The organism is Ralstonia sp. OTU4908 (genome assembly GCF_038440115.1).
In the GTDB taxonomy this organism is placed as follows: domain Bacteria; phylum Pseudomonadota; class Gammaproteobacteria; order Burkholderiales; family Burkholderiaceae; genus Ralstonia; species Ralstonia pickettii.
Window position 1 is genome coordinate 1 of the sequence record NZ_JASATD010000023.1, and the last position, 22550, is coordinate 22550.

The window sequence follows — 22550 nt, forward strand, 5'->3', positions numbered from 1 at the left end:
GGGCGGACCACCGAGCCAAAAACCTCAGTGCACCAACTGATTAATCTCAATAATCGGCATCAACACCGCCAGCACAATCAACAACACCACCACACCCATCGTCAAAATCAGCGCCGGCTCCAGCAAGCCCGTGAGAAACAACGTCCGGCGCTCAAGCTCCTGCGCCTCGCCCTGCGCAGCCCGCTCCAACATCGCAGGCAGATTCCCCGTCGCCTCACCCGAGCGGATCAGATGCACCAGCACAGGCGGAAACTGATTCTGCGCTGCCAACGCCCGCGCCAGCGAAGTCCCTTCGCGCACGCGCGTGGATGCATCCTCGACGTTGGTCTTGAGCGCAACGTTGTTCAGCGTTTCCCCCGCAGCCTGCAACCCACGCAAGATCGGCACGCCGGCACTGGTCAGAATCGCCAGCGTGCTGGCAAACCGCGCGGTGTTGTAACCGCGGACGAGCTTGCCGAACAGCGGTGCAGTCAGCAGCCACTTGTGCCACGACAGCCGCAACGCCGGTTGCTTGAGCAGATTGCGGATCAGCAAGCCCAACGCTACCAGCACGATCGCCGCCAGCCAGCCCCAGTTCCGCACAAAGTCCGACAGCCACAGCATGATGATCGTGAGCGTCGGCAGCTTCTGCTTGGTGTTGGCAAACACGCTCACCACCTGCGGCACCACGTATGACAGCAGGAAGATCACGATCGCAAACGCCACCACCGTGACGATGGCGGGGTACGTGAAGGCCAGCTTGATCTTCGATGTGAGCGCGTTGCGGCTCTCGATGTAGTCGGCCAGGCGTGAAAGGACGAGGCCGAGGTTGCCGGAGTGTTCGCCCGCTGAAACGAGGGCGCGGTAGATATCCGGGAAATCCTTCGGATGCTGTGCCAGCGCGACCGACAGCGAGCTGCCGCCCACCACCTCGGCGCGGATGGCCGCGAGCAGTTCGCCGACGTACGCGCGTTCGGCCTGATCGGCCAGCGCGGCCAGCGCTTCATCGAGCGGCAGGCCCGCCACCAGAAGACTGGCGAGCTGGCGCGTGACGAGTGCGTTTTCCTGCGCCGAGAGCCGCTTGCCGAAGCTCGACCCGCCGCGCTTGGTGGCCTGCGCACCCAGCGTGTCGACCAGCAGCGGTGTCAGCCCGCGTGCCCTCAGCAGCGTGCGCGCCTGGCGGGCGCTGTCGGCTTCGATGACGCCCTTGTCGGTCTTGCCGGCGGCGTCGGCGGCTTCGTAACGGAAGGCTGGCATGCGCTATTCGTGTAATCGCGCCTTAGTCGCGTGTGACCCGCAGCACTTCTTCCAGCGACGTAGCGCCCGTGTCGATCCAGCGCTGGGCATCCATGCGCATGGTCTGCATGCCCTGGCCGATGGCGAACGCCTTGATCTCGGATTCAGCGGCCTGGCGGTGGATCATCGTCTGAATTTCGGGTGTGACGGTCAGCAGTTCGTAGACACCGGTCCGGCCCTGGTAGCCGGAGTTGCTGCAACGCTCGCAGCCGACGTGATGCCAGACCGATTTGCGTGCCGGTGCCGCCGGTGCCACGCCGTCTGCGATCGGCGTGCCGGCCACGGCTTCCACTTCTGCAGGCGTGAGTTCGAGCACTTCTTCGCGGCGGCAATGCACGCACAGGCGGCGTACCAGCCGCTGCGCCAGCACACCGAGCAGCGATGAAGACAGCAGGAACGGTTCGATCCCCATGTCGATCAGGCGCGTCACGGCGGAGGCGGAATCATTCGTGTGCAGCGTCGCCAGCACCAGGTGGCCCGTCAGCGAGGCCTGCACCGCAATCTGCGCGGTTTCCAGGTCGCGGATTTCCCCGATCATCACCACGTCCGGGTCCTGGCGCAGGATGGCGCGCAGGGCCTTGGCGAACGTCATGTCGATCTTCGGATTGACCTGCGTCTGGCCGATGCCGTCGAGGTCGTATTCGATCGGGTCTTCCACCGTCATGATGTTGGTGGACGCCGCGTCGAGCCGCGACAGCGCTGCATACAGCGTGGTCGTCTTGCCCGAACCCGTCGGGCCGGTGACGAGCACGATGCCGTGCGGCTGGTTGATCAGGTGATCGAAGCGCGCCAGCGTGCCGGCGCCCATGCCGAGCTTGCCCAGGTCGAGCCGGCCGGCTTCCTTGTCGAGCAGACGCAGCACGGCGCGTTCGCCGTGGCCGGTGGGCAGGGTGCTCACACGCACGTCCACCGGGCGACCGCCCACGCGCAGCGTGATGCGCCCGTCCTGCGGCAGGCGTTTCTCGGCAATGTCGAGCTGCGCCATGATCTTGATGCGCGAAATCAGCGCGCCGTGCAGCGCTTTCTTCGGGCGCACGACGTCGCGCAGCGTGCCGTCGACACGAAAGCGCACGACGGATGCATTCTCGAACGGCTCGATATGGATGTCCGAGGCGCCTTCGCGCGCGGCCTGCGTGAGCAGGGCGTTGATCATGCGGATGATCGGCGCGTCGTCTTCGGATTCGAGCAGGTCTTCCACGGCAGGGATGTCCTGCATCAGGCGCGACAGGTCGACTTCGCCTTCCACTTCGCCCACCACCTGGGCCGCACTGCCGTCTTGCGCGTTGTAGGCCGTCTGCGTGGCGGTGGACAGCGCCGCCGTGTCGAGCGTCACCAGATGCAGCGCGCCAAACACGCGGCCGAGTTCAGCCAGCGCCGTGCGCGAGGTTTCAGGGCAGACCCACACCTCCAGCGTGTCGACGTCCTGGCGGGCGACGAGCAACCTGGCGTCGCGCGCAAACGCATACGGCACGAGCCGCACGGCCGACTGCGAGGGCGGCTCGAGCGTGCTGACGTCGGTGGTGGAAGCGTGCGTGGCCATGGTTCGTTGTCCGTTGTCAGCCGCCATTGCGCGGCGCGTTGCCGTCGTAACCGCCCGAGGTGGGCGCCGCGAAATTCTGCAGGCGCGGCTGGCTGCGCGTGGTGCCTTGCGGCATCGGCATCGGGGCGCCCGGGGGCACCTGCGTACCGGCCGGGCCCTTCGGCACGATCGACACATCGCCGTAGTTGTCAGCCGGGCGCATGGCCTCGGGCGTGGGTAGCACCGGCGTGTCCTTGTCAGACGTGGTCGGCAGCATGTTCGGCGAGACAAAGCCCTGCTGCGTGTCGCGCATGTAGTTGTAGCGGTTGTCCGACAGCGCGCCCGTGGCATCGGCCGTGCGCAGGATGATGGGGCGCAGGAACACCAGCAGGTTCGTCTTCACACGCGTCTTGTTTTCCGAGCGGAACAGCGCGCCAAGGATGGGGATGTCGCCCAGGCCCGGCACCTTCTGCTCGCCGTCCTGATAGTTGTCTTCCAGCAGCCCGCCCAACACGACGACCTGGCCGTCGTTGGCCAGCACGTTCGTTTCAATGGAGCGCACGTTGGTGGTCGGGCCCTGTGTCGCATTCTGCGTGCCCGGCACCACGGCCGACGACTCCTGGAAGATCTGCATCTTCACCAGCCCGCCGTCGGTGATCTGCGGCTTGACGCGCAGCGTGATGCCGACGTCCTTGCGGTCGAACGTCTGGAACGGCGTGACCGAAGCGGACGTGCCCGTCTGCGCATACGAGCCCGTGGTGATCGGCACGTTCTGGCCGATCAGGATCTTGGCTTCTTCGTTGTCGAGCGTGATCAGGTTCGGGGTCGACAACACGTTGACCGAACCGTCCGAGCCCAGCGCGGAGAGCAGCGCGCCAAGGCCCGAGGCCTTGTTGAACACGCCGAACTGGCCGCCGTTCAGTTGCCCTACGTTTACGCTCGACAGCGCCGTCTGCGCCGCCGTGCTGCCGATGCCGCCCGTGGTGATGGTAGCGATGGTGCCGGCCAGCGTGAGCAGGTTGCCCGAACCCGTGCCGAAGTTGGTGCCGCCGCCGCCGTACGTATTCGGGCCGCCTGCGCCCACCATCCACTGGATGCCGAGCTGCGACGCCTTGGTAGCCGTCACCTCAACGATCATCGATTCGATATAAACCTGGGCGCGGCGCGCGTCGAGGTCGTCGATCACGGCACGCAGGTTGCGGTAGACCGGCTCGCTGGCGGTGATGATGAGCGCGTTGGTGGCCGGATCGGCCTGGATGATGCCGCCGGTGGTGGGCGTGTTGTTCTGCCCGAACGAGGCGCGGAACGAAGAGCTGCCGCTGCCCGAGCCGCTGCCCGAACCGCTGCCGTAGTTGGTGTTCTGCGTGTTCTGGTTCTGCACGTTGCTCACGCCGCCCGCCGGCTGCGAGGTCGCGCCTTGCGCGGCGCTCTGGCCGCCCGGGCCGGTCGATGCGGAGGCCGACAGCGTGGCGTCGGCCGCGACGATCGCGCGCAGCGTCGTCGCCAGCTGCACCGCGTTGGCGTTCTTGAGCGGCACCACCCAGATGTTGCCCGGGCGTGCATTCGGCACATCGAGCTTGGCGATCAGTTGTTTGGCCTGCGCCAGACGTGCCGCACTCGACGCACGCACCATCACGCTATTCGAACGCGGCTCGGCCACGACCGACGTACGCAGGCTCGGGTCCGACAGCGCCGCGCCGGCACCGGCCGCGCCGCCTGCACCACCGGCCGACGGATCGAGCAGCTTCTGCAGCGTGGCCGCCACGTCGATGGCCACGGCGTTCTTCAGCGGAATCAGCTCGGTCTCGCCGGCCACGGGCGTGTCGATCGACGCGATGATGCGGCCGATGCGGCGCAGGTTGTCGGCGTAATCGGTAATGACGAGCGTGTTGTTGGCCGGGTAGGCGGTGATCGTATTGTTGGGCGCGATCATCGGGCGCAGCACCGGCACCAGGTTGTTGGCCGATTCGTGCTGCAGGCGGAAGACCTGCGTCACAACCTGTTCGCCGCCACGTGAGCCTGCCGCGCCTACGCTGGTGGGCGAGCCCTGCAGCTTGGCGTCGGCTTCCGGCACGACCTTGGTGAAGCCGTTGCCCTCGACAATCGCGTAGCCCTGCATGCGCAGGATCGAACCCAGCGATTCGAGCGCCTGCGAGCGCGTCACCGGTTTTTCGGTGACGAGGTTGACGGTGCCCTTCACGCGCGGGTCGACGATGAAGTTCTTGCCGGTGGCCTGGCCGACGGCCTTGACGACGGAGTCCAGATCCGCGTTGACGAAATTCAGCGAGACCTCATCCCCTGGGTTGCCGGCGGCGCCGTTCTGGGAGGATGCCGCGCTGGGCGGGGCGGCGAAGACTGGCATCGAGCCGGCCACCATTGTTGCGCAGCATGCCAGGACGATGGCGCGAACGGTGAGTCGGGAAGAGGCGTTGTACATGGTCTCGTTCATGGTTGTCGGCACGCTGGCTCGCGCGCCGGCTTGAGGATCAAAAGCGGAGTCGATGCTGCGACCCGTCGCGCGGGCCCAGCAGACTCAACAGGCCAATCAATTGCGGTTCCGACTCCGGCGTGGCACTGGCCACCCCGTCAAAATGCGCGCCCTGGCCAAGAGTGCCCTGGCCCTGCAGGGTGAGCGGCCCGGCCAGTGTCGACAGCGACAACTGCATCGGCGCACCGCTCACGCCGCCAAACGACACCACCGCCTGGTAACTGCCCAGCGGCCGTACCCGGCTGAGGCTGGATGATACCTGCTCAAGCGTGACGGTCAGCGCGCCCTGGGCGGTGTTCGGCTGGCCCTTTCCACGGCCGAATTGGCCCGAGAGCGGCGTCCACTGCGCCCGCAAACGGCCATCCAGCTTGAGCGTGTTGAACGGCGCGCCAACGCCTTCCAGCAACGATGCCGGCAACGCGACCGCGCCGGCCTCTGCGTCCCAATGCCCCGGCGTGACCGTCAGCGTGACCGGCTTCTCCAGCGCGCGATCGTGCGCCAGGTGCGCGCGCAGCGTGCCCGTCAGCAGCGGCAGCATGTCGATCGACCACGACAGGCGGCCCGGCAGCACGGTTGCATCGGCGCCGCCGTTGCCGGCGGTCAGCGCAAGCGTTGCACTGCCCTGCCAGAGACTGCCCTGGCTGTCAGCCAGCAGAACACGGTGCCCCGTGGCAGCGGCGATGCGCTCGGCCACCCACGCGGCCGGATACTGCGCCACCACGGTCAAGCCCACGGCCAGCAGCGCCACGCCACACCAAAGCACGCGCCAGCCGAGGCCCGTGCGCTCGTCCGGCCCGGCACGGCGGCGCAAACGCAGCGGCGGCAGCGATTCAATCCCCATCGGCACGATCGGACCCGTCAGCGGCCAGCGGCGGCGGGGCCTTGCAGCGTCGCCGTCACGTTGACCAGGGCCGTCGCGCCCACGTATTTGATGTTCGTGTCGATCACCTTCATGCGCTGCGCCTGGCGCACCTCCTGCAGCCATTCGGCGACGGCGCCGAAGGGCACCTTGTCCAGTTGCACCTGCACGCTCTCGCCCGACATCGCCATCCGCGTGGCCTTCAGGCCGTGGTTGGTGAGGCTCGTGTTGAGCGCCTGCTGCAGTTCCGCACCGCGCGGCACGGGCGCGGCGGCAATGGCCGACAGGCCGCGCGCTTCCTGGCCCAGCGTTTCCATCTCGGCGAGTTGGGTACGCATTTGCGGCAGGGCTTTCTCGATGCGGCGCTGGCCCTCGAAGGCCGGCTCCCACAGCACGAGGTAGACGATCACAAGCAGCAGCACCACGCCGCCACCAGCCAGGATGCGGCGTTCGCGCGGCTCGCGCTGCATCCAGAACGTCGTGGCCGCGTCGCGCACCGAGTCCGGCACGCCGATGCGCGGCAGGCGACGGGATGACGATCGGGAAGAGGAGGGGGAGGAAGTCGCCATGGAGGAAGCGTTATTGGGCGATGGAGACCGTCCAGCGCGAGCCCGGTACGGTCGCCTCGGCACCGCGCGGGGCCTCGGCGGTGTCCATGTTCAGGCCGACATTGCGGGCGGCGGTGCGCAGGCTGGCGGTGTCGGTGCCGTCCTTGAGCGTGACCGTGAGCGCGCGGCCGTGGTAATCGAGCGCGAGCAGCGCATCGGGCGCGAGGCCGGTGGCCGCCTGGGCAAAGCGATCGGCCAGCGGCAGGAAGTCTTCCGGTGCCGATTTGCCGGCGGCCAGCCGCAGTTGTTCGACCTGGCGGCGCATCTGCGCGGGCGGGTCGAGGATCACCGGCGTATTCGGGAATGCCGTCTGCAGCTGCGCGCGCATGGCGGTATCGAGCCGCTTCTGTTCGGCACGCAGCGTGAGCCAGCGCGCGTTCATGCCGATGAGCTGCACGACCACGATGAGCACGGCCAGCGCGATGGGCAGGCGCCAGAGGCTCCAGTCCATGCCGGCCACGCCGCCGCGTGCAAAGTCGAACTGGCAGAGATCGGCTTCGCCTGAGGCGAGGGCGTCGCGGGCGCCGGCCGCCCAGGTGGACCAGTCCAGCGTGGCGGTGGCGGGGTCGGCCGACAGGCCGGGCGCCAACTCGCGCAGGGCCGGCGACACCATCAGCGTGGCCGGCGCGGGCGCAATGCCCAGCCAGTTGCCGACGTTGGCCGGCAGCAGCCGCAGGCCGTAGCCCTCGGCGCGGCCCGTGCGTACGGTGATGTCGACGGCCACGGGCGCGTCCGGGTCGGACGACGGCGCCGCGTCAAGCGCGATGGTGGCCGGTGTGACCCCAGCCACGGCTTCAGCCGCGGGCAATTCGACTGCAGGCTCGGCGGCAACGGAAGCATCGAGCGACGGCTCCGCGCGTTCGACGGCGTTTGCCGCTTCTGCAACCGGCGCTGCCGCTGCGACAGGCGTTTCAAACGGCACGCAAAGCTGCGCAGGCAGCAGATGGCAGGTGCGGTGCTTGTGGCCAGCAAAGGTATCGAGGATGAAGCGGACCCACGCGCGGTCGGCAATCATCAGTGCGCGCGATTGCGGCTCGCGGGGTGCCCGCCAGCCACGGGCCGGGGCATCCCCCAAGCGGGGCCCAAGGGCGATATGGCATTGCTGCGCGTCCTGCACGAGGCGCTCTTCCACCAGGTTGGGCAGCGCAAGACGCAGCTTGGGCAGCGCCAGCGGCGGCACGTTGGCCGGCACCAGCAGCACATCGGCGGCGGGCAGCAAAAGGATCAGGCGATCGGCCGCCGGCAACTCGTCGGTGCGCGACGTGCCTTCGCGCTGAACGCGCTGCGGCCCTTGTGCGCCTTCTTCGCGCACCAGCGCGAAGGGCACGGAGGCAAGCGCGCCCGCCGACCAGCGTTCGGGCGATTGAATGGGCCGGTGCGGCAGGCGCACGTACAGGGAGGTCGTCAAACCGCTCCTCTATTGATCTTGAGAGTGTGAATGCGAACTGCCAACGCTAGCGCCGGATTGCGCAAGACCCGCGATGCTGAACGATGCGGATGACAATACGGCGAAGGCCGGGGTCTGTCTACAAGCGGCGCGTACGCACGTGGAGGGGTGTTGCGCCGCCGTCATGACGGAATCTCGTCGATGCGGCGGACCCAGACGATGCGGGTCGCGTTATTGTTGACTGGGTCGCCACGTGAAACAAGCGCCACTTCTCCGATGCGGGCCCGCTCGTGACGCGCCATCCCGTAGACCAGAAAGTAGTGGGTCTGCACGTCCAGCAGATTGGCCGCAGCGGCGGTGTCGACCCCGGGCGCGATGCCGCGCAACTGGTTCGTGACATCGCCGATGTTGCGGAAGTACGCGCGGTCGCGCGCCTGCACCAGCGAGCGGGCGCGGTCCAGGCTCAGGTTCGGGATGACGGCAGCCAGCACTTCGGCGCTGGCCGTGTTGGCGTTGATCTGCGTGCGGGTGGGGAGCACGATCACGTAGGAGCGCAGCTTGGCGACCATGTCCGCCGTGTAGCCCGGGATCGTCAGCAGGCTGGCCACGTCGTCGAGCGGTCGCGGGCCGTTGCCGGTGCTGCCGGCGCTCCCGCCCCCGCCGCTGTCTTCGCCGCCTTGCTGACCGCCCTGCATGCCTTCGATCGACTGGAAGCCGCCCAACATCTGCGCCAGGTACGTCGCCGTGACATTGGCCAGGCTCGGGTCGATGTTGAGCGACTGCAGCAGCAGGCCGTACGCCTTGATGGCGTTCTTGTCGCGGCCGGTAATGATCATGCGGCCGCCCAGCGTCCGCGCTATCAGCAGGTTCATCAGGTTGAAGCGCGCCTGGGCATCGAAGATCCGGCCGGACAGGTAGGACTCTTCGCCGGCCGTGTCCGTGCGCAGCGAGCTGCCGAGAAAGTCCGACAGCTTGGTTTCCTGGATCGGCACGGCCCAGATTTCGCCCAGGTGGTCTACCGCCCCGGTGCGGCGCTGGTCGTCGCGCAGGATGAGGCGCGCCCAGTCGATGCCCGCCCGCGCGATCCACGTGGCCTGCGATTTCAGGCGCTGGTTTTCCACCGCGCGGATCTCCACCTGCTGCCGCCACAGCATGCCCGACACGATCACCACGGCCAGCGTAACGACGAGCAGCGCTGTAATGACGGCCGCGCCGCGCTGGCGCCCGGGCTGCGGATGACGTTGAGACAATCGACGGGAGCATCGCGCCATGTCAAAGCCCCGTCATGCAGATGCGCGTGAAGCGCTGCGGCGCGCCCTGCGGCGTCATGCGCACGAGCAACGCCAGTTCCACCGCGCGCACCGAGGCGGCCGGCACCACCACGCCGGGGCTGTTGGCCGAGGGCGCCGACGCGCTGGGCGTGGAAGCCGACGGCAAGCCGGTGAGGGTGGTGGTGTTGCTACCGGCCGGGAACAGTGCCGCCGACAGCGCGCCCGTGTTTTCCATCCAGCCGCCGGGTTCGATCCACGCGCGCGCGCTGATGCTGTCAACGTTGGCGGCGAGCAGGTAGCGCGCCGCGCCCACGCCGCCCTGGCGCAGGTTGTCCATCGCATTGCGCAGGTCGCCGCGGTTGGTGATCGGTTGGGTCTGGAGGCGTTCGAGCCGGCCGTCGACGATGCGGTAGAGCACCACTTGCCACGCGGGTGGCTGGCTGTCGTCGCGGCGGTCGCGCACCATCAGCACGCGGTTGGCGTCGACCTCCACCGGTGAGCGCGACAGCGTGTTCGGATCGGCCAGTTGGGTGCAATCGGCATCGAACTGGGCGTAGGCCGTCTTGAGTGCCTCGATGCGTTCGTCGCGCTGGGCCAGCGCCTCGTGCGTGCGCGTCATGCTGTCCAGCCCGCGCCAAGCAATCACGGCCAGGATGGCCAGCAGCGTGATCGCCACCAGCAGCTCGAGCAGGGTGAAGCCGCGCGACGAACGGTTAGAAGACATTGCGCGCATCGTTCGGCAATAGAGTCACAAGCCAGGCCAGTCGCACGGACTTGGATGCATCCGGATAGACGGACACCTCCACGCGGCGGAACACCGGGTTCGGGGTGCTGGCGATGGTTTCTTCGCACCACAGTTGCGTATCGCCTTGCGGGCACGGAAAGCCGCGCGCGCCAGGGTCTGGGAAGACGCGAGCCAGGCGCAGGTTGGCGAGGTGGTTCTCGGCACTCCAGGTGGCGATCATGCGCGTCTGCAGAGAATCGCTGGCGGTGGTCATGCTGCCCATGGCGCGCATGGTGGCGGTGAGCGCCACGGCCACGATGGTCAGCGCCACCAGCACTTCGAGCAGGGTGAAGCCGCGCGTGCGCGTGGGACGAAGGCTGCGCGTCATTGCGTTTGCATCTCCGTCAGCACGCGGGGGCCGCCGTCGGATACCACGTCGACGCGGGAACCTTGCGAGGTCAGCGCCACGCGCCACGGCAAGCCAATCGCCTCGCGGCCGAACACCAGGCGCTGTGGGGCGCCCGGCACCGCAGCGGCACCTGCGACGATCTGTACGTTGTCCATGCCCTGGCGCCAGTGGCCCGGCGCGAGCACGTCGCGGCTGAGCACGCGCCAGCCGTTGGGCGTCGATTCGTAGAAGCGCCAGCCCTGCGCATCGCCCTCCCACGCCACGGGGCGAGATGTGAGCTGCGCTTCTTCCTGTGCCAGTTCGATCAGGCGAGCCAGCTTCTGCGCATCATCGGCCAATTGCGAGCGCGGGTTGGGCGTAGCGTTCACGGCCACCACGGCCAGCACGATGCCGATGATGACCACCACCACCAGCAACTCCAGCAGCGTAAAGCCGCGGATGTGCCGGCGGCGGCGTGGTGGGCCGAACATGGCGCGGGGGCGGCTGCGGCGGCTTAGTTGTCCCAGTTACCGATATCGGCGTCATTGCCGGTGCCGCCGGCCTGGCCGTCGGCGCCGAAGCTGAAGACGTCCACTTCACCGCGCACGCCCGGGTTCAGATATTGATACGGATGGCCCCACGGGTCCTTGGGCAGGCGTTCCAGATACCCGCCGCCTTTCCAGTTGTTGGGGATCGGCTCGGTGGTCGGTTTGGTGACCAGCGCGCTGATGCCCTGCTCGGTGGTCGGGTAGCGGCCGTTGTCTAGCCGATAGAGCTTGAGCGCCTGCGAAATGGAAGCGATGTCCTGCTTGGCGGCGATGATGCGCGCCTCGTCGGGGCGGCTCATGATCTTCGGCACCACCAGCGCGGCGAGGATACCCAGGATCACCACCACCACCATGATCTCGATCAGGGTGAAGCCACGCGCCGCCCGATGGGGCAGCCGGGCGAGGGCGCGCTGGCGGAAGGAAGAGCGAAGTTGGCCTTGCATCATGGCGACAGAGTTGGCAATAAGGGAAGAGACACAGTATATCCGTGAGATATGACCTTATATTGCGCGGCGGGGTCGTGCTGCGTTGGCGCTAGAGCCGCCCCTCCAAGCTGTTCACCGAACCGGCATGAAGGGCGGATAGAATCGGCGTATTCCTACGGTGCCTCGCCCCATTTCATGAACGCTCGACAGTCGTCCCGCCTGCTCAGTCTCGTACTGTTTGCTGCCCTCTGTGCGCTCCTGACGCACTGGGTGCTGACGCTGTCGTCGCTGCGCTCGCTGGGCGCGCCGCGTGAGGCCCGCGTGGCCCAAACGGATGCCTTGGAGACCGGCGCGGCCGTCACGCTCTTTGGCGGGGGCCCGCAGAACGGCCCGCGCGATGTGCAGGTGATGGGCGTGGTGGCGGATCTGGCCGATGGTTCCGGCGCCGCCATCGTGTCGGTGGACGGCGGTGCGCCGCAGGCCGTGCGCGCCGGCAAGTCGCTGTCGTCCAATCTCAAGCTGGTGGAAATCAAGGCGCGCTCGGTGGTGATCGAGCGTAATGGCGCGCGCCAGGAGATTCCGCTGCCGGCCAGCGCCGTGGCGGGCGTCTCGCCGGCCAATCGCAATGCGCCGGCCATGCCTCTGCCCCCCGCAGGTGCCGCGGCACCGCTGTCCACTCCCGCAATGCCGCCCGCACCGTCAGTTGCCAACAACCCGGCCAACACCACCATGCCGGGCGCCATGCTCCCCATCGCGCCCGCGCAGATCAACACCGGGGACGAGCCTGCCGGCCAAGGCGGCGGCATCGTCGGCCCCCGCCACCGCGCAGCAGCCGCTGCACGCAAGGGGGACACCCCCCAACCGGGCGCCGACCAATAGGCCAGGCGCGGCTCGCCATGCGTTGGCGGGCGCATATTACAGGGCATGTCATCGGGGTAACAGCGTGTAAAAGCCGGCAACGCGCCGGGATCGTCGGGTTCTAATCCGCTACACAGTCCATGTGAAAAGGAGCTGACCATGACCAACAAACGTGCTGTACAAGCCTTCCTCGCCACCTCGGCCCTGTTCCTCGCCATGTCGGGCATGAACGCCCGGGCCCAGGATGCCAGTGCCCCCGCTGCCAGCGCGCAAGCGCCGGCGGCGGCCACGGCACCGGCGGCGCCGCAGAGCGACGCCCGCGCCGGCAAGCCTGGCCACCACGGTGGCTTCAAGGCCATCGACACCAACGGCGACGGCCAGGTCTCGCGCGACGAGGCCAAGGGCCACGCGTGGCTTGAAAAGAACTTCGACCAGATCGATACCAACCACGATGGCCAACTGAGCAAGGACGAGCTGGCCGCCTGGCACAAGGCCCACAAGGGCGAGATGCACGAAAAGATGGCGCAGCGCTTCGACGCCAAGTTCAAGGCGGCCGACAAGGACAACGATGGCAGCCTGACCAAGGACGAAGTGCAGGCCGGCATGCCGCGTCTGGCCAAGAACTTCGACCAGATCGACGCCAACCATGACGGCAAGATCACCGAAGACGAGATCCGCGCCTACATGAAGGCCCGTCACGACGCCCGCAAGGCGCAGAAGAACACCCCGGCGGCCGCGGCCATGCCCGGTGGCCCGTCGGCGACGAAGGGCGAGTGACGCCTCGTCTGAATCTCCGCACGCAAGCGGCGCCTTCGGGCGCCGTTTTTTATTGCCTGCGCCCCTCCGATCCTCAATGCATTGCAAGACCGGTGCGGGTTGGTTTGGTTACGGGGCCGTGTCAGTGCCGCATGCGCGCATGCCGCAACGCCCATGAAAAACACCCCGATGGCGAACCATCGGGGTGCGGGGTCAGCACGCCTGAAGCTTGAGGGTCTTCAGGCCGGCTGGTCGTCGGCCTTGAGCACGCCGCGGCGCATCTGGTCGAGTTCGATCGACTCGAAGAGCGCCTTGAAGTTGCCCTCGCCAAAACCTTGGTTGCCCTTGCGCTGGATGAACTCGAAGAAGATCGGACCGAGCTGGTTTTCCGAGAAGATCTGCAGCAGAAGGTCGCCCGGTGCGCCGTCGATCAGGATCTTGCGCTTCTTCAGTTCCGCCACGTCTTCGCCATGGCCGGGGATGCGCTTGTCGACCAGTTCGTAATACGTGTCGATCGTGTCCAGCAGCTTGATGCCCTTGCTGCGCAGCGCGTCCACCGTGTTGAACAGGTTGGTCGAACCGAGCGCGATGTGCTGGATGCCCTCGCCGTGGTACATGTCCAGATACTCCTGGATCTGACCGGCCTTCTCCGTCCCTTCCTCGTTGATGGGGATGCGGATATTGCCGCACGGGCTCGTCATCGCCTTGCTCTTCACGCCCGTGACCTGGCCTTCGATGTCGAAGTAGCGGACCTCACGGAAGTTGAAGAAGCGTTCGTAAAACTCGGCCCATTCCTTCATCCGGCCACGGTAGACGTTGTGCGTCAGGTGGTCGATGTAGGTCAGGCCGTGCCCGGTGGGGTTCGGGTTGGCGCCCGCGATGGGCACGAAATCGACGTCGTAGATGCTGATGTTGCCGATGTCGCCGGCCTTGGCGTCGTTCTTGCCGGTCCAGCGGTCGACCAGGTAGATCAGCGAATCGCCGATGCCCTTGATGGCCGGAATGTTCAGCTCCATCGGGCCGCTGTGGGTGTCGAAGCCCCAGGCGCCCAGCTCCAGCGCACGCTTGTAGGCGAACGCGGCGTCTCGCACGCGAAACGCGATCGCGCAGATCGACGGGCCGTGCAGGCGCGCAAAGCGCTGCGCGAACGAATCGGGCTCGGCGTTGATGATGAAGTTGATCTCGCCCTGGCGGTACAGCGTCACGTTCTTGTGACGGTGTTTCGCGATGGCGGTAAAGCCCATGTTCTCGAACAGCTTGCCCATGGCAACGGGGTCCGGCGCGGCGTATTCGATGAACTCGAAGCCGGCGGTGCCCATCGGGTTTTCCCAAGGCGTGAATTGCATGGTTGGTCTCCTGTGGGGGCGCGCTCTGGAGCGCACAGGTCTTTGACGATCCTCGCAGTGTAGGTGTCTCCATCCAAGCAAAAATTGCGAAGTTGTGCCCACCTTGCTAAATTTGCGCAAGAAAATTGCCGAATTAATTGGTGCGGAGCAACAAAATGAATAAAGTGGAACTCGACAAGATCGACCGGAAGATCCTGGAAGTCCTGCAGAACAACGGCCGCCTCACCAATCTGGAAGTCGCCGAGCGGGTGAATCTGTCGCCCAGCCCGTGTTTGCGACGCATCCGCCGCCTGGAGGAATCCGGCGTCATCCGCCAGTACGCCGCGCTGCTCGACCCGTCCAAGATCGGGTTGGGGCTGTCGGCGTACATCAACGTGCGGCTGGAGAAGCAGGGCGGTGCGCCCAAGGGGAAAGGCCCGTCCGATATTTTTCGCGCCGCCGTGGCGACGTGGCCCGAGGTGGTCACGTGCTACGCCATGACCGGCGAGATGGATTACCTGCTCAAGGTGTTCGTGGAAGACATGGAGCACTTCGCGCGCTTCATCCGCGACCAGCTGCTCGCCCACCCGGCAGTGATCGATGTGAAGAGCAGTTTTGCGCTGGAGCGGATCAAGGATACGACTGCGTTGCCGGTGGTGGTTTGAGGGATTGGCTAGTTGCGCCATAAAGGCATAAACCGCGAATCACGCACCTCAGCGGTCCGATCGTGGGCCTTCCTTGTTCGAGCCTGAATCGCTGCGGGCGGCGCGCGAGTCTCAAACACTCGCATTCCGCAGTCAGAGGTCGAATTTTTCGGCCCTTGACGGACGGCTTCGACCCTCTGACGGCGGGACGCCAGCCTCGCCTCGATGACTTCGTATGTTTGATAGCGAGGTGTGGGCTTCGGAGGGCCGATGGGTCGGATGTCTTTGGGCGGAGTGCGGACCTTTGAGCCCCGAGCGCCGCTGTTTGACGGCGAGGTGTCACTCTCATGCAAGCGAATTCAGGTGTTTGAGCGCGACACATGAGGCCAAAACTGCGGCGCTTGGCGGTCTATTGGGTAACCGCGAGCAGCATAGGGCGGCGTTCCACTCTACGCCGCAGGCTGGGTCGGTGGCGCCACGCGGCGCTTGATGAAAACCGCCGGAGATAACACCGGGATATGCCGGGCGCGCAGCGTGACCAGCCAATCGCCCACGGCGTCTTCGCAGGTGAGGCGGAAGTGGTTCGCGTCAATCCATTCGACGTCGTCCAGCCAGAACGTGTAGTACGCCGCACCGATGGTGCCGGTGCTGATCGCGCGTGAAAGATCGGGGGTGACGAGGGTGATGGAGACGGCCTCTTCAAACGGGCAGTCGTAATTGGTGATGAGGGCGAAGCCGAGATTCGTCTGATATTGCCGCAGCAGCTCGTAACCGGGGATGGCGAGCGTCGGGTGCAGCACGCCGTCGACGATCACGCGTGTGCGCATGGGCCACTGCTCATACGGGCCGCTGTGTTTCTCCAGGGCGAAGCGTTGGAGCGCCTGCATGGCGTCGGCGCGTTGGCTGCGCTATTCCTTGCGCATGCCGCACAGGGCGACCTGGCGTGCGGGATCGGCGGAGTCTTTCCAGCCGGGTTCTTCGCGCTTCTGGTACGCCTCCATCGTCGGGTAGCCCTTTACGCTCCACGAGAACTCGCTGTAGCGCGAGACCTCGATAACGGCCAGGCCGCAGCGCTTGCGGCGGTCTTCAATCTTGAACGCCGCGTGCGGGTGGTCGCCGGACAAGTCCTGCTCGATTACCTTGTAGCGCGTGGGGCCGCACTTGAAGAAGCTGGCATTCCATTCGATGGTGTTCGAGCGCAGGAACAAGGCGCCGTAGCAGGCACGGCCGTCACCGCGGAAGGTTCCGGTCAGCGCATCTGCGGCCATGGCCGATTGCGCGGCCAGCAGCGACACGGCGATGAGGAGGCGGCCTACTTGCATGCGGCGGTTCCGATCTTCGGGATAAGCGTGAGCACGTAATCGAGTTTCCGGATGTATGCGGAGTCGCCGTGGTTGTACAGCACGGCAATGTTCTGCGTCGTCACCGGCCGCCAGCCGGTAATCACCTTGCGCATGGCGGCCTTGCGGTATTTGACCACCTGTCCGGGTTTGAGTGTTGCGGCATTCGGATTGAGCGCGCGCATCTCCGCCAGGGTCGAGCCTTGCGCCCGGGCGATCTTGTCGAGGCTGTCACCTGCCTTGACGGCGACTTCGTAGACCTTGTCGTCGGCATCGCGCACGCTTCGGACGTCGAACTTGGCCATGCGCGTGAGCAGGTAGCCGACGCCGGCGCGAATGTTCCACGCGGGCACCGTTCGGGCCAGGCCGGCGTTCAACCGGGTGCGGATGGCCGGGGGGACGATGAGGTCGCTGCCTTCTTCGCCACGGAGCAAGGTATTCAAGCCGGGGTCACCCAGGTTGCCGATCTGCAGCGGCTTGGTCGCCCACGCTTCCGAATCGGCTCCGGTCTCGACCCACACCATCGCCTTGACGACCTGCCAGTCCAGCGGCAGATAGCCCGCGTTGCCCATCAGGTAGCGGTTGTATTCCGCCACCGCAGCCTGGATGTCGCAGTCGTAGCCGTTCCAGCGGTCGGGGTGCTGGGTGGAGGTATGGATGTAATCCTGCCAGCGCTCGAAATCGGTTTTCGGTTTGGCCTGGGCCTTGGTGATCATCTGCCCCTCCGTGGCTGCTTGACCTGTGGAGGGGCATGGTAGCCAGCGCCCGGCGGCCGCGTGTTAACGGCTGTTGATGTACCTTGCCGGTGGCTGGCAATTGGCATCGGTGGCGTGCCAGGCTTCACTGCTTGGGCGAGGGATCGTCCTGCGGGTTGACGTATTTGATATCGAGCGGCCCCGTGCCATGAATCTGCACCACCGTCGCCGCCCTGGTGAATGCGTAGTGGTGCATGCCTCCGGGCAGGTTGTGAAAACCGCCGGTCTTGAGCGCGTGCGCGGCGCCCATGTCCATGGTGTCGCCGCTGCCCAGGTACAGCGTGCCCGAGATCACCGTGAGGTTCTCGGTCTGGGTGTGCCAGTGCGGCGGCACCTTGTAGCCGCCTGGCGTTTTCAGGCGTACGACGTAGGGGCCGTCCTTGCCGGGGTCGCCGTAGAGCACGGCAAGCTTGGCGCCTTTGGGCAAGCCGGGCGGCGCGTCGACCCACTTCAGGGCGGAGGGGTTGATCATCATCATGTCGCCCATGGCGGCGTCCTGGGCGGCAGCGGACGCAGCGCCCAGGCAAAGCAGCGCGGCTGCAGCCAGCAGCATCGATTGCGCGGATGGTGTCTTCATCGTCGTCTCCTTCTTGCCTCGGCATCGGCTCGCGGGCGACGCAGATGGCCGCCGCTGGAGAGCGAGGGGTGCCGCATCCTCATCGTAGGGAAAGCACCCGCGCGGCTGACAAGCGCGCAATTGCCCTAGGCGAGCGATTGCGAGCAACGCCCAACACCAAACAAAAACGCCCGGTGGCGAGCCGGGCGTTTGTTGCAGAGCGATGCGCTTACACAGCGCGCTTTTGCGGCACCAGCGAGCGCCAGAAGCGCTGGCCGAAACGGCGCACATCGCGCAGGTTGCGCTTGAGCATGTAGTCGAGATCGGCGACCTGTTCGTCGATGGCTTCGGTCAACAGGCTCATCGTGTCGGCGGGCGGCAATTCGAGGTAGGCATCGGCCTCGCCATAGGCGTATTGCACGCGCATGCCAGCCTTCTTGGCGATGTGCATCATGGCCGCGTTACGCGACAGGCAGTGCATGTACAGCGTACGCACCTTGGTGTTCTGGCCGTGCATGGCGGCACGCTGGAACAGCGCACTGCCTACGCCCTTGCCGCGCGCCGATTCCGACACCGACACGCCGAACTCCGCCACGCGCCCTTGCGGGTTGTCGCGCAGGTAGGCAAGGTGGCCCACGCCGGTCAGCTCCAGGCGCTCGTTGTAGACCCCGAAGACCTTGTCGTGGTCGAAATCGATGCTGTCGACGTACGCCTCGATGACGTGATCCCGCACCACCTGGCCGAAACGCAGCAGGCGGTCTTCCTCGCCCAGGGCGAGCAGGTGTTTGAGCAGGCGCGACCGGTGGTGCGCAGCAAGCTCGCGCACCAGCACGGTGGAACGCGGCGCGCCTTGCGCAGCTTCCGTTTTGTCGATGTCGTCCTGAGTGACGACGCCGATGGCCTTGCTCAGTTCGAGCGGGTTCACGACACGATTCCTGTTCTGATCGCGCCTTTCAATGGAAGGCAGCGAAGTGATGAGTCGGAGGTTCGGATGGCGCCTCCGGGGCACTCAGTGGGGTGCAACTGAGTGTTGTGCAATGCACCATGCTATTGTAGTGCAATCAGGGTTTCCCCGTAAGTCTCGCGTCAGACTTTCCACAGGATTTCCCGATAAATCATTGATTTAGCGCAGCTGAGCACGGTCTCCAGCAGTGTGGTGTAGTAACAACGTAAATGCTGCGCCGCGCAAAAGCGCTGGGGAGCGCGCTTTCCAGGTGCCGCGCGCGTTACATCACTATCCGCAGTACGACCGCCGCCTGTAACGCCGCTCAACAATAGCCGTGCGAAGATGCACCATCAAGCCGCCCCAGCCTCCTGATTTTCCATGACGCCCTCGCGCATTCTTGTGATCTACGCGCATCCCGCGCCGCGCCGTTCACGTGCCAACAAGCCATTGGCGCGTGCGTTGGCTAATCTGCCCGGCGTGGCCATGCACGACCTGTACTGGCATTACCCCGATTTCGACATCGACGTGCGTGCTGAGCAGGAAGCGGTGGAAGCGGCGGAGCTGATCGTCTTCCAGTTTCCGGTGCAGTGGTACGCCACGCCATCGCTGCTCAAGGAGTGGATCGACGTCGTGCTCGAGATGGGCTGGGCCTACGGGCCGGGCGGCACGGCCCTGCGCGGCAAGCATCTGATGGTGCTCGCCACCACGGGCGGCCGCGCGCATTCCTACAACGCCGACGGCATTCACGGCCACACGTTCGACATGTTCCTGCTGCCGCTGCAGCAGACGGCAGCGCTGTGCGGCATGCAATGGCAGCCGCCGCATGTGCTGCACGACGCCGACGATGCGTCTGCTGACGTCATCGACGCCCATATCGCGCAGGTCCGCGCCGCGCTGCAACCCTGGCTCCCGACCGACGCCGACGCCGTCGCCTGACATTTCCGATCTTTTCCTTGCCCATGCAATCGCACGATCTGCTCGTCAATTTCGTCATCTACCTGGCAGCGGCCGTGGCGGCAGTGCCACTGGCGCGTCGGCTGGGGCTGGGCTCCGTGCTCGGGTATCTGCTGGCCGGGGTGATCGTCGGGCCGTGGGGCCTGCGGCTCATCACGAATGTGCAGTCGATTCTGGATTTCTCCGAATTCGGCGTCGTGCTAATGATGTTTGTCATCGGCCTGGAACTGGAGCCGGCGCGGCTGTGGTCGCTCCGGCGCAGCATCTTCGGATACGGCGGGCTGCAGCTCATGGTGTGCGCGCTGGCCGTGGGGCTGGCAGTCATGGCGGTGGGCCACCCCTGGCGTGCGGGTGTGGTGGCCGGCCTGGGGCTGGCGCTGTCGTCGACGGCCATCGCGCTGGCGACGCTGACCGAGCGTAATTTGATGCGCACGCCGGCCGGGACGGCCAGTTTCGGCATTCTGCTGTTCCAGGACATTGCGGCCATCCCGATGATCGCGCTGCTGCCGCTGTTGGCGACGGACGCCGGCGATGCCTCCGGCGGCCATAGCTGGGTGGCGGCGGCCAAGGCGGTGGGCGTGGTGGCGGCCGTGATCTTTGGCGGTCGCACCCTGCTGCGGCCCGTGCTGCGCGCCATTGCCCGCACCAACATGCGGGAGATGTTCACCTCGTTCTCGCTGTTGCTGGTGGTGGGCATTGCCTTGCTGATGCACAGCGTCGGTTTGTCGATGGCGCTGGGTGCATTCATTGCCGGCGTGCTGCTGGCCGATTCCGAATACCGTCACGCGCTCGAAACCGACATCGAGCCGTTCAAGGGCCTACTGCTCGGACTGTTCTTCCTGGCCGTGGGCATGTCGATCGACTTTGGCGTGCTGATGCGCCAGCCGTGGGCTGTGATCGGGCTGGTTGCAGTGTTCCTGGCGGTCAAGATTGGCGCGCTGCGCCTGCTCGCCAACCGCTTTGGCATTGCGCGTGGGCAGGCGTGGCTCTTTGCGTTCCTGCTCTCACAGGGCGGTGAGTTCGCGTTTGTGGTGTTCGGCCCCGGCGTGGCCGGCAACGTGCTGGGCGACGAGACGGCCGCCGCGCTTAACCTCGTGGTGGCACTCTCGATGGCCGCCACGCCGTTGCTGCTCCTGCTGCACGACAAGGTGCTGGTGCCGCGCATGATGGACGGCAAGAAACGCGCGCCCGACACCATCGATCCGCAGGACAACCAGGTCATCATCGCCGGGTTCGGGCGTTTCGGGCAGATTGTCGGCCGCATGCTCTACAGCCAGGGCTATAGCGCGACCGTGCTCGATCACGACCCCGACCAGATCGACATGCTGCGCCGCTTCGGCTTCAAGGTCTTCTATGGAGACGCCACGCGCATGGATCTGCTGGAAACTGCCGGCGCCGACAAGGCCAGCATGATGGTCGTCGCCATCGACGACATGGAAACCAACCTGGAGGTGGTCGACCGCGTGCGCGAGCGCTTCCCGCACCTGAAGCTGTACGTGCGGGCGCGCAACGTGTCGCACGTCTACCAGTTGCGCGACCGAGGCGTGGAGGTGATCGAGCGTGAAATGTTCGAAGGCTCGCTCATGCTGAGCCGCCGCGTACTGGAGGGGCTGGGGAAGGAGCCTTACGAAGCGCACCGCATCGCCCAGACGTTCCGCCGCCACACGCTCAATTCAATGGAGCAGGTCTACCCGGTCTACCGCGATCAGAAGAAGCTGGTGTCGCTCGCGCAGCAGGGGCGCGACGAACTGGCGGAAATGTTCCAGCGCGATCGCACCCAGCGCAAGCGCCTGCGCGAATCCGCCATGCCGTGGGGTGAGGGCGACGACCACAGCGACGTGGAAGGCACACAGCCCGATAGCGATCTCGCCAACGAAGTCGACGGTGGCGACGCGGACACCCCGATCGATTGCCCCGCGCGCGCAGGCATGCGCCGAGACGGCTGACCTCAGCCGCTGACCGCGAACAAAGAAAAAGGAGCGCTGTGTAGCGCGCCTCGGGGCAGGTCCAGGGTCCGGGCGGCGCCTACACGGCCACGCTCACATTGCGACGCAGTTCGCAGGTGCTGAGCGAATCGGCCTCGCCGCGCAGCAGCAACTGCCCGTTGCCGACCAGTTCGCGGCAGCGCCAGAAGACGAACCAGTCGCTGGCGAGCAGCCCGTCGATGGCGCCCATGATGCTGCCGACCACGTCCCGTGCGCTGGCCCAGTCGGTGGGAACGTGCTCCAGGATCACTTCATCGACGGTGCCGTACGACACCGGCACCAGCGTGTTGCCCTTCCACAGCCGCGTGTCGGCGTTCTCGCGCACGGTCTGCTGCCATTCGTAGGCCAGGCGGCCGATGCGCAGCACCGACACCGGGGCGATGGTCGAAAACCGCCGCGCCAGCCGGGCGCCCGAATACATGCCGATGGTGGTCAGCGGGCCCTGACCGTTGGGCGCCTCAAGTTCGCGCACATCCATGCCGACTTCATTGATGCGTTGGGGCGATTGGTGCAGATGGAACGCCACCCGGCGCAGCATGAGCTGGTCCGATGCGCTTTGGCCGTGCCAGATGGCGACTTCCGTGGTGGCATCGCGCAGGTCGGCGAGTGACGCGAGTGCGCCCCGCATCTCGGCGGCGAAGTCGATATTGCTGTTGGGCGCCACGCGCTGCCAGAAGCCGGAGCGCGCCATGGCGACGCTATCGACGTCGACCAGCGGCCCGACGGCGAGATCGTCGCGCAGCACGACTACGGAATCGGGGCGGCCAGCCTGTGCGAGCGCCTGCTTGAGCGTGGCGCCGGCAACATCGCCGTTGACGACATGGATGTATTGCATGGCAGCAATTGTAGCGAGAGTGTCAGCGCCGCGCTTTCGTTTTGCGCATCTCTATCAGTATTCCTTTGCGCGGTGTCATGTGCCTATCCGAAGGGGGGATAGCC

General features: G+C 66.3%; 23 protein-coding genes. 5 read left to right on the forward strand and 18 right to left on the reverse strand.

Going from position 1 to position 22550, the window contains the following annotated elements; genetic code table 11:
* Nucleotides 1-24: 24 nt before the first annotated feature.
* From gspF to gspG, 11 genes are all read right to left on the reverse strand, one after another.
* A complete protein-coding gene (gene gspF / locus AAHM38_RS17955) occupies nt 25-1236 on the reverse strand; it encodes a type II secretion system inner membrane protein GspF (protein ID WP_015855830.1) in 1212 nt (403 codons plus the stop codon).
* Between the two features lie 22 nt (nt 1237-1258).
* The gene (gene gspE, locus AAHM38_RS17960) at nt 1259-2815 is read right to left on the reverse strand and encodes a type II secretion system ATPase GspE (RefSeq protein ID WP_009239671.1); all 1557 of its coding nucleotides are present in this window, start codon (nt 2813-2815) and stop codon (nt 1259-1261) included.
* Nucleotides 2816-2831: 16 nt separating this feature from the next.
* Complete coding sequence (gspD, locus tag AAHM38_RS17965; RefSeq protein WP_015855829.1) at nt 2832-5243, reverse strand: type II secretion system secretin GspD; 2412 nt, start codon at nt 5241-5243, stop codon at nt 2832-2834.
* A gap of 37 nt (nt 5244-5280) precedes the next feature.
* Nucleotides 5281-6123 carry a type II secretion system protein N gene (locus AAHM38_RS17970; protein ID WP_015855828.1) on the reverse strand — a complete coding sequence of 281 codons (843 nt, stop codon included), beginning with the start codon at nt 6121-6123 and terminating at the stop codon, nt 5281-5283.
* Nucleotides 6124-6140: 17 nt separating this feature from the next.
* Nucleotides 6141-6710: a type II secretion system protein GspM gene (gene gspM / locus AAHM38_RS17975; protein ID WP_015855827.1), complete on the reverse strand. Its 570-nt coding sequence runs from the start codon at nt 6708-6710 to the stop codon at nt 6141-6143.
* Between the two features lie 10 nt (nt 6711-6720).
* A complete protein-coding gene (gene gspL, locus AAHM38_RS17980) occupies nt 6721-8157 on the reverse strand; it encodes a type II secretion system protein GspL (RefSeq protein ID WP_015855826.1) in 1437 nt (478 codons plus the stop codon).
* Between the two features lie 161 nt (nt 8158-8318).
* On the reverse strand, nt 8319-9407 hold the full coding sequence (gspK, locus tag AAHM38_RS17985) for a type II secretion system minor pseudopilin GspK (RefSeq protein WP_015855825.1): 1089 nt from the start codon (nt 9405-9407) through the stop codon (nt 8319-8321).
* A 1-nt stretch (nt 9408) separates the two neighbouring features.
* Nucleotides 9409-10140: a PulJ/GspJ family protein gene (locus AAHM38_RS17990; RefSeq protein WP_041668390.1), complete on the reverse strand. Its 732-nt coding sequence runs from the start codon at nt 10138-10140 to the stop codon at nt 9409-9411.
* Entirely contained in the window at nt 10121-10519 is a 399-nt protein-coding gene (gene gspI, locus AAHM38_RS17995) for a type II secretion system minor pseudopilin GspI (RefSeq protein ID WP_015855823.1), read from the reverse strand. The genes AAHM38_RS17990 and gspI overlap by 20 nt, the downstream gene beginning before the upstream one ends.
* A complete protein-coding gene (locus AAHM38_RS18000; protein ID WP_015855822.1) occupies nt 10516-11010 on the reverse strand; it encodes a GspH/FimT family pseudopilin in 495 nt (164 codons plus the stop codon). The genes gspI and AAHM38_RS18000 overlap by 4 nt, the downstream gene beginning before the upstream one ends.
* 23 nt (nt 11011-11033) lie before the next feature.
* The gene (gspG, locus tag AAHM38_RS18005; RefSeq protein ID WP_015855821.1) at nt 11034-11513 is read right to left on the reverse strand and encodes a type II secretion system major pseudopilin GspG; all 480 of its coding nucleotides are present in this window, start codon (nt 11511-11513) and stop codon (nt 11034-11036) included.
* A 174-nt stretch (nt 11514-11687) separates the two neighbouring features.
* Here gspG and AAHM38_RS18010 point away from each other — a divergent pair, with 174 nt between their 5' ends.
* Both AAHM38_RS18010 and AAHM38_RS18015 read left to right on the forward strand, forming a co-directional pair.
* A complete protein-coding gene (locus AAHM38_RS18010) occupies nt 11688-12371 on the forward strand; it encodes a type II secretion system protein N (protein ID WP_015855820.1) in 684 nt (227 codons plus the stop codon).
* 138 nt (nt 12372-12509) lie between these two features.
* Nucleotides 12510-13127, forward strand: a complete 618-nt coding sequence (locus AAHM38_RS18015; RefSeq protein WP_009239682.1) for an EF-hand domain-containing protein — start codon at nt 12510-12512, stop codon at nt 13125-13127.
* A gap of 218 nt (nt 13128-13345) precedes the next feature.
* On the opposite strand, the gene hppD is transcribed toward AAHM38_RS18015, so the two are convergent.
* A complete protein-coding gene (gene hppD / locus AAHM38_RS18020) occupies nt 13346-14452 on the reverse strand; it encodes a 4-hydroxyphenylpyruvate dioxygenase (RefSeq protein WP_015855819.1) in 1107 nt (368 codons plus the stop codon).
* Between the two features lie 155 nt (nt 14453-14607).
* Between hppD and AAHM38_RS18025 the strand changes: the two genes are divergently transcribed.
* The gene (locus AAHM38_RS18025) at nt 14608-15096 is read left to right on the forward strand and encodes an Lrp/AsnC family transcriptional regulator (RefSeq protein ID WP_004628844.1); all 489 of its coding nucleotides are present in this window, start codon (nt 14608-14610) and stop codon (nt 15094-15096) included.
* 428 nt (nt 15097-15524) lie between these two features.
* Here AAHM38_RS18025 and AAHM38_RS18030 read toward each other — a convergent pair whose 3' ends face one another.
* The 5 genes from AAHM38_RS18030 to AAHM38_RS18050 form a co-directional block, all read right to left on the reverse strand.
* Complete coding sequence (locus AAHM38_RS18030; protein WP_015855817.1) at nt 15525-15962, reverse strand: hypothetical protein; 438 nt, start codon at nt 15960-15962, stop codon at nt 15525-15527.
* Nucleotides 15963-15983: 21 nt separating this feature from the next.
* Nucleotides 15984-16397, reverse strand: a complete 414-nt coding sequence (locus AAHM38_RS18035) for a hypothetical protein (RefSeq protein ID WP_015855816.1) — start codon at nt 16395-16397, stop codon at nt 15984-15986.
* Nucleotides 16388-17131: a LysM peptidoglycan-binding domain-containing protein gene (locus tag AAHM38_RS18040; protein WP_015855815.1), complete on the reverse strand. Its 744-nt coding sequence runs from the start codon at nt 17129-17131 to the stop codon at nt 16388-16390. Before AAHM38_RS18040 ends, AAHM38_RS18035 begins: the two co-directional genes overlap by 10 nt.
* Before the next feature lie 124 nt (nt 17132-17255).
* Entirely contained in the window at nt 17256-17747 is a 492-nt protein-coding gene (locus AAHM38_RS18045) for a cupin domain-containing protein (protein WP_015855814.1), read from the reverse strand.
* Nucleotides 17748-17955: 208 nt separating this feature from the next.
* Nucleotides 17956-18651 carry a GNAT family N-acetyltransferase gene (locus AAHM38_RS18050; RefSeq protein WP_004628855.1) on the reverse strand — a complete coding sequence of 232 codons (696 nt, stop codon included), beginning with the start codon at nt 18649-18651 and terminating at the stop codon, nt 17956-17958.
* Between the two features lie 399 nt (nt 18652-19050).
* Between AAHM38_RS18050 and kefF the strand changes: the two genes are divergently transcribed.
* On the forward strand, nt 19051-19608 hold the full coding sequence (gene kefF / locus AAHM38_RS18055) for a glutathione-regulated potassium-efflux system oxidoreductase KefF (protein WP_009239687.1): 558 nt from the start codon (nt 19051-19053) through the stop codon (nt 19606-19608).
* 23 nt (nt 19609-19631) lie between these two features.
* Nucleotides 19632-21572, forward strand: a complete 1941-nt coding sequence (gene kefC / locus AAHM38_RS18060; protein WP_015855813.1) for a glutathione-regulated potassium-efflux system protein KefC — start codon at nt 19632-19634, stop codon at nt 21570-21572.
* A gap of 79 nt (nt 21573-21651) precedes the next feature.
* On the opposite strand, the gene AAHM38_RS18065 is transcribed toward kefC, so the two are convergent.
* Nucleotides 21652-22446, reverse strand: coding sequence for a DUF1835 domain-containing protein (locus AAHM38_RS18065; RefSeq protein ID WP_015855812.1), 795 nt, complete (start codon nt 22444-22446; stop codon nt 21652-21654).
* Nucleotides 22447-22550 lie beyond the last annotated feature (104 nt).